We start from the raw sequence: 7,650 nt of genomic DNA, 5'->3' as shown, positions 1-7,650 counted from the left end.
TACAGAAGCATTCAATTCAGTCACCATTAAAGACATGATTGGCTGGTTCACTCATTGCTGTTACTACGTTGCTCCTGATACCTCAGAGTGTATTCCTCTCATGTGAGAACCGCTATATCTACAGGAAATTTCTGTCATTAACCCTTGGGCTTAAGTCTGTAGATACACAGAAACTGAATTACTTTAAGTGAATACTTCTTCAGATAGAGATCGGTGAAAAGGGAAGTAATCTCTGTTCTCCCATGCTCATGTTAATAACTTCTGCCCAGTCGTCGCGCACCAAGAGTTTAGAAAGCCGCCGAATCATCGTAGCATCGGCGACGCCATCAATCTCTAGTAAATCCAAATGCTCAGGATGTAACCAACTCCAAAAAACGATTCCCAGGCTCTACTTTAACGATGCTAGCCAGTAAAAGAACCAAATTCCGATTAGGTTGGCAGCGAGATCGGACAAGGTGGAGGAACGAAGCGGTGAGAGGGCTTGCAGACTCTCATCAAATAAGGCAAAGATACTAATCAGAATTGGTGATAGTGGTAGGCTTATGGAACGAGACCAAATATTAATCACCCGGTTCCCTAAAGCTTTCTGACCTAAGTAACTGGCAAACCCTAATAAAATGAAATGTCCAATTGTGTCATAAAAAGGAATGGCAGAAATTTTGACTGGCACAATTCCTAAATAAGCAGAAACAAAAATTGTCAGTAAAATTACGAAATAAAGAATAAAACCTAGAACCCAACGCTGATTTGATTTCATACCCATTGCTCCCTGAGGCGCGTGTCACCCCTCAGCGTAAGTTTAGAAAATCTGTTTGCTTTCAATTAAAATAATTTCAATAAATTTAACTGGTTATATTTAATAACAAATTACACAACTATACTGCGATTTGTTTATGGAATTAAAGGAGATTCTTCTTCAAATACGTCCATTAAAACAGATTTTTTAGGGTGGTAGGCGGTCAAGTAGAGACGCGCTTAACCGCGTCTCTACAACCCATCCATTTTGGCTGACAAATTTGGCTGACAAGTTAGTGCATTAAACAGCGTTAAGCGTGGCGGTTGACTTCTTGTTGGAGCCACGGATCGACCGGCTGTCCATCTTTGCGGCGCAACTCAATATCAATAGCGATCGCTTCTTTGGCTCCCGGCGGCGCGGGTTGCTGATGGAAGAGAATATCATATTCGGCTGGATCGTGATTGCGCTCTCGCAGCCAATCCTGCACCTTCACTGGGGCGAAGATAGATTGCCCGTCTTGGAACATCCGGGTAATCTGCATCTGTAACGTGTAAGGATTTAAGCGACCCATAAAGTTTTGCCTTTCTAAACAGCGATATCTATAAACTTCTAGCTCACACTAGCAGTTTTTCTGTTTTTCTGCCGATGAGTAGATAAGTCATCATTTCTCCCTTTCCTTTCACCTGAATTGCACCCCGCTCTTTCCATTGATATTTGTCCTGTAAAAGCTGGTAAGTGGCGGCGGTAACTTGAATAGAACCTGTGACTCCGTGGGATTCCATGCGACTGGCGGTATTAACTGTATCTCCCCATAAATCATAGATAAACTTTTTCAAACCAATGACTCCAGCAACAACCGGGCCAGTGTTAATGCCAATTCGGATGTTGAACTCTTCGCCATTCACTGCATTGAATCGGTCAATTGCCTTTTGCATATCTAACGCCATTTCGGCAATAGCTTCTGCATGATCCGTGCGAAGGATAGGTAAACCGCCAACCACCATATAGGCGTCGCCAATGGTCTTAATCTTTTCCAAACCATGTTGTTCCGCAAGTTGGTCAAACGCAGAAAATATTTGGTTGAGCAAGTTGACTAGTTCTACTGGTGATGTATGAGCAGCCAGTTGAGTAAAACCAACGATATCTGCAAATAGAACCGTTACTTCGGCAAAGTTATCGGCAATGATAGTATCCTGTTCTTTTTTTAATCGGTCGGCGATCGCTTGGGGCAAAATATTGTGTAGCAGTCTCTCCGCCTTCTTTTGCTCCGCTTTTAGTTCTGTTAAAGATGACTCTAAAGCTTCTAACATCCAGTTAATTGTACGAGCCAGGATCGACAATTCATCTCTGCCAGCGATTAAGACGCGCATTGACAGATCGCCTTTAGTACCAATGCTCCGAACCTCCGTACTGAGATAAGCTAGCCGAGACAGAAGCAATTTTTCTAACAGAAATAAAGTTGCTCCGGTGAACGCGATCCCCACGACCAAAGTAGATATACCCAGCGACACTACCAGATAAGTCAGAAGAAGTTGGCTTTGTTGATAAAATTCTTTGGGCATATCAACTCGCAACAGCATTACGGGTTTTCCGTCAATGTCCCGCAGTAGGGTATATCCCACCATCCCGCCATTGCTGAGCGATCGCACCAAAATCGAAGAAGACTTATCGGGCATTTTGGACAAAGCCGGACGCACCGATTTGAAGTCGGGAGGTAGTTGCGGATCGCTTGCCAAGTACATACTGATGGGCAAATGGGTCAACTCACTCAAAGCCTTGATTTTTTCAGTATTCAGGTAACGCCCTAAGATCAGCGTTCCCCGACTAGGCCCTTTACCCTCGCTAGTGAGAATTGGTCTGGCTGCGATCGCCATTGGCCCTTGGGGCAACAGAACGATGCCAACATAGTGGTCAAGTCGTTCAGAATTCTTTAGCAGGCTTGTGTTAGCCGCTAAGTATGCCTGGATTCCCTTCGGAGTGGGGATTGCTTTGCGCTGCTTCAGGTTGAAGCTTTGACTAAAAACCAGCTGACCAGAGGAATTGATAAATAGGATTAAGTCGGATCTGAGCGATCGCAAGGAAATATCATTCAGATTGCGATCGATATAGCGGCGGTTGCCATCCTTGATGAAGTTATAGGTGTCATCCCACATCGCCCATTGGTCGTTTAGAACGCTGAACTCACTCAGGTAGTTAGAGAAGGCATCCTGAACTCGTTGAACGTTCCGGTAAGCCTCCCGTTCGTACAATTTGGCGAAGCCTCTCAGCAGGATGGTTGACGAGGTGACATACAAAACCCCTATCAAACTTACGACGGTAACGCCAATCGTCAGCAGTGTTTTTTCGCGTAGTTTCATGCCCCTGAATGAGCGGTCAGCGATGCAGGTACTGACACGCTACACCTAAAGTACCCAAAATCTGAGCAAGTATTTAAGTATTAAAGATTAAGAGTGCGTTTAAGACTCGCCCAAGGCTGATTGCAACTGGGTGCGTGCTGTTTAGAGGGCTTGGTTTAGCTTGCTGCGATCGCGATTGCCATCTAGTAATAGATTGGGTAATAGATTGGGTCGTCCGCTGTCGAAGGCTACATATATACAAAGTTAAGATTTAAAAATCTCCTGCAAGCACGAATAGATTTTGGAGTCCAACCGATATTTCTCAATCATCTAACTCTGCCAAGAATTCTAATACTAAACCAAATCTTACAATCCCCTGCTTGTATTCATCCCGTAGTTCTGCAATTTGTTCTACTAATTGATGGCAACTTTAAATTAGGCGTTTATGAAAAATATTTAGAAGCATTTCCTGGTCTTCTAAAGATAAAGCTTCAACTGCTGCAATTGCTTGTTGAAGTGCAGATGGCTGTGTTGCTTCAGTCATAAATTAAAAACTGTTCGTAATAATTTCAAAAATAAAATCATAGGAAGCGATCGCATCCCCCTCAATCAAAGACGCGATCGCTGTTTTCTATTCGCCTAAACCAGACTTTAACTGAGTTCTAGCACTTTCTAAGGCTTCTTTCAGCTTGCTGGGATCGCGTCCGCCAGCTTGCGCTAAGTTGGGACGCCCGCCGCCGCCGCCGCCGCAGATTTTAGCGATCGCGCCAATGAATTTCCCAGCTTGCAACCCTTTTTTGTTGACTTCCGGGCTAAAATGTGCAACCAAACTTACTTTATCTGCTTCGGGAATTGATGCCAAGAATACGGCACCATTCCCCAATTTTTGCAGTAATCTTTCAGCCGCATTTTTTAGGGATTCGGCGTCAACATCGCCCAATTCGGCAACTAAAATTTTGAAATCGCCCACTGTTTCAGCAGTGCTGAGTAACTGGTCAGATTTCGCGAAGGCGAGTTCTGCCTTTAATGTTTCTAGCTGCTTTTGGGATGCTTTTAATTCGTTCTGGATGTTAGTAATTCTGTCGGGAAGTTCTTCGGGTTTGACTTTAAAGCGATCGCTCAAATCCTTAACGACTTTCTCCCGGACATTCAAGTATTCCAGAACCGCTGGCCCTGCAATCGCTTCGATTCGCCGCACTCCAGAGGCGACACCCGCCTCGGAGACTATCTTAAATAGCCCAATTTCAGCAGTGTTGTGAACGTGAGTACCGCCGCACAATTCCATCGAAACGCCGGGGACATCCAGTACCCGCACTTCATCGCCGTATTTTTCGCCAAACATGGCGATCGCGCCTTTCGCTTTGGCTTCCGCGATTGGCAGGATTTCGGTTTCGGCGGGATGCGCTTCCGCGATCCAAGTATTAATTTGCTCTTCGATTTGTTGTACTTCTTGTGATGTCACGGGACGAGGACAGTTGAAGTCAAATCGCAGCCGATCGAAGGCTACCAAAGAACCCGCCTGAGTAATCGACTCATCGACAAATTTCTTCAATGCCGCTTGCAACAGATGCGTTGCTGTATGATGCGCTTGCACGCGGCGGCGACAAGACAAGTCAATTTGTGCAGTTACAGGATCTTCTACCCGCAGCGTACCGCGTTCGATACGACCGAAATGGACGAAGAAATCGGATTCTTTCTTAACGTCTTCCACTCGCACCAAAACGGAATCGCCGGAGATATAGCCGCGATCGCCAATTTGTCCGCCCGATTCTGCGTAGAATGGCGTCTTATTCAGGACAATCTGCACTTGTGTTCCCGCTTCCGCCGCTTCGACAGATTTGCCTTCTACAAGAATCACTTCTACTTGCGATTGGCTGGAGGGTTGAGTATAACCCAGAAACTCGGTGCTGTGAATGTGTTCGGCTAGCTTATCTAGGGAACCTTGTAGGGTGAGATCGATGGTTTCGTGGGCGGATTGCGATCGCGTTTGCTGTTCCTCCATTGCCGCATTGAAGCCTAACTCGTCTACGGTTAGGCCTTCTTCCTCTGCAACTTCCTGAGTAAGTTCTACAGGGAAGCCGTAGGTGTCATAGAGAGTAAAGGCGTCTCGTCCGCCAATTTGAGTTTTGCCTTCCTGTTTCACCCGTTGGATAATTTCGTCCAACAGTTTCTCGCCTCGTTCCAGTGTCTTGAGGAAGCGAGATTCTTCCCGTTGCAGTTCCGCTTTGATTTGTGCTTCTCGAACCCGGACGATCGGATAAGCGGATTCGGAAAGCGCGATCGCAGTCTCCGCCACTTGCGGCGTAAATTCCCCTTGAATGCCAATCAGTCGTCCGTGACGCACCACGCGCCGAATCAAGCGCCGCAGCACATACCCCCGCCCAATATTCGATGCGCGAATTTCATCGGCAATCATGTGGACGACGGAACGGACGTGATCCCCAATGACCTTCAGGGAAACTTTCGTCTTCTCGTCGCTGCTGGCGTAATCAATTCCGGCGATTTCAGATGCAGTTTTAACGATCGGGAAAATCAGGTCAGTTTCGTAATTGTTGGGAACCTGCTGGAGGATTTGCGCCATCCGTTCTAGTCCCATCCCCGTGTCGATGTTCTTATTTTGCAGCGGCGTTAGGTTGCCTTGTGCATCCCGGTTGTATTGCATGAACACCAGGTTGTAGAACTCGATGAACCGCGTATCATCTTCTAAATCAATCTTGTCATCACCGCGTTCTGGGTGGAAATCATAGTAAATTTCCGAACAAGGACCGCAAGGACCAGTGGGACCAGATACCCAGAAGTTATCTGCTTCTCCCATGCGTTGGATTCTGGCTTCGGGAACGCCAATTTTATCTCGCCAAATCGTATAAGCTTCCTCATCTTCCCGGAAGACACTGACAACAAGGCGTTCTGGGGGTAAACCAAAAACTTGTGTTGACAGTTCCCAACCCCACGCGATCGCTTGTTCTTTGAAATAATCCCCAAAGCTGAAATTACCCAACATCTCAAAAAACGTGTGATGTCGGGCAGTCCGTCCGACATTCTCAATATCGTTGGTGCGGATACATTTTTGAGAAGTGGTGGCGCGGGGAAATTCAGGCGATCGCTGTCCTAGAAATATCGGCTTAAAAGGCAGCATCCCGGCGATCGTTAGCAGTACGGTGGGATCTTCTGGCACTAAGGAAGCACTCGGCAAAACTTGATGTCCTCGCTGGGCATAGAAGTCGAGGAATTTTTGCCGAATTTCGCTACCGCTAAGGAACTGGGAGGAAGAAGACATGGGAATTTACAAGGGCTTGGTATCGGTCAACTTTATCTATTTTTACATTTGTTTATGCCTTGTTGTAGCCCTTCTCGTTCAGGCATTGCAAGGCAGGGGAATTGTTTCTCTTTACTAACGCTTATTTGCTGTGTTTAAAGACTTGTCAAGTTTAGTTAAATCGGGGACTTTGCTCCAAAATGGGGTGCTAATTTAATAGTGGACACCAGGAAGTTAGCAAAACAAGGAGGCAGATGAAAAACGGAATGGGAAAAATAGACGCGGTGTCCCCGGTCTGTTACCCGAGTGCAGCAAGAACCAACCAAGCATAGACTGTAGTGGTAAAAAGCACTGGAGGGGCAAAAAGCCAAGCTGGTGCAAAGCCAAACCAAAGTCTGGGAAGACGGGACTATGCTGGAATACTAAAGATAAAGGTGAAGCTGCCAAACTTGTCCACCCTAGTTGTTGAAGTTCATTTTTTGAGAAAACCAATCCTTTCGATCTAACGGGCTTAGTCGCACTCGACTAAGCCCAAAAATGTTTTTAGGGGAATTTTTATCGAGGATGCGAACTGACAAGTCAGCGCTAGACTAACGCGATCGCGCCAGAATGCCGAATCTGCATTATCGCTCAGCAGGCTGATTTATCCGACACTGTGTCAACGGTAAAATAAAGGCTTCTCGAATCGCACACTTGCAAACTTAATTGACTTGAATTGAATTTATGGCACTTCAACTAAAAGTTCCCACTATCGCCTGTAATGGCTGTGCAGAAACGATTACCGACACGATCCATACGATGGAACCCGACGCCAAGGTGGACGTGGATGTAAAAGCCAAGACGGTGACAGTGGAAGCTCAAGCTTCGGAAGAAACAATCAAACAAGCAATCGTGGCGGCAGGTCACACGATTGAAGGTTATCAATAACCATACTCTGCATTACTAGGGTTAATTTTGAGCCAGTTAGGTAATAATCTAACTGGCTTTTGTCTGGTTACTGACTTCGTAGTGAATCAAGAAATCACAGATGAATCGGCTGCAAAAAGGCGCGATCGCGTAGCGTCTCCAAAGGAGAATCCCTCTGTTCTTGACAAATGGGGATGCGATCGCTCGCTTTACGCTTCCTTTCTCAAGAGTGGTAACATATACCGATTATCTGCCAGCATAAAGAAGAATCTGCTCGCAGGTTGTTCAAGCATTTGGGTAGTGTGGCAGTTTTATGAAGATTTTGTAAAATTCTCTACCGCCAACGGAATACCCATCTCTAATACTTGTAGCAAACTGAGAATGTAACAGAGTGTGTCGGTGCCAACGATCGGGTT

General features: G+C 46.0%; 5 protein-coding genes. 1 reads left to right on the top strand and 4 read right to left on the bottom strand.

What is annotated here, in order from left to right; genetic code table 11:
* Positions 1 to 388: 388 nt before the first annotated feature.
* From NC994_RS25880 to alaS, 4 genes are all read right to left on the bottom strand, one after another.
* On the bottom strand, positions 389 to 757 hold the full coding sequence (locus tag NC994_RS25880) for a VanZ family protein (protein ID WP_190432312.1): 369 nt from the start codon (positions 755 to 757) through the stop codon (positions 389 to 391).
* Between the two features lie 289 nt (positions 758 to 1,046).
* Positions 1,047 to 1,307 carry a hypothetical protein gene (locus NC994_RS25875; RefSeq protein WP_190411337.1) on the bottom strand — a complete coding sequence of 87 codons (261 nt, stop codon included), beginning with the start codon at positions 1,305 to 1,307 and terminating at the stop codon, positions 1,047 to 1,049.
* A 43-nt stretch (positions 1,308 to 1,350) separates the two neighbouring features.
* Positions 1,351 to 3,093 (bottom strand): adenylate/guanylate cyclase domain-containing protein, encoded by a 1,743-nt coding sequence (locus NC994_RS25870; RefSeq protein ID WP_190432310.1) that lies wholly within the window; start codon positions 3,091 to 3,093, stop codon positions 1,351 to 1,353.
* A 610-nt stretch (positions 3,094 to 3,703) separates the two neighbouring features.
* Positions 3,704 to 6,349, bottom strand: a complete 2,646-nt coding sequence (alaS, locus tag NC994_RS25865; RefSeq protein WP_190432307.1) for an alanine--tRNA ligase — start codon at positions 6,347 to 6,349, stop codon at positions 3,704 to 3,706.
* A 702-nt stretch (positions 6,350 to 7,051) separates the two neighbouring features.
* Between alaS and NC994_RS25860 the strand changes: the two genes are divergently transcribed.
* Entirely contained in the window at positions 7,052 to 7,255 is a 204-nt protein-coding gene (locus NC994_RS25860) for a heavy-metal-associated domain-containing protein (RefSeq protein WP_190411340.1), read from the top strand.
* The last annotated feature ends 395 nt before the right edge of the window (positions 7,256 to 7,650 follow it).

Origin of the sequence: Trichocoleus sp. AS-A1 (assembly GCF_039962015.1) — a bacterium.
In the GTDB taxonomy this organism is placed as follows: Bacteria; Cyanobacteriota; Cyanobacteriia; order Cyanobacteriales; family FACHB-T130; genus FACHB-T130.
This window is presented reverse-complemented; position numbering and strand designations above follow the sequence as displayed.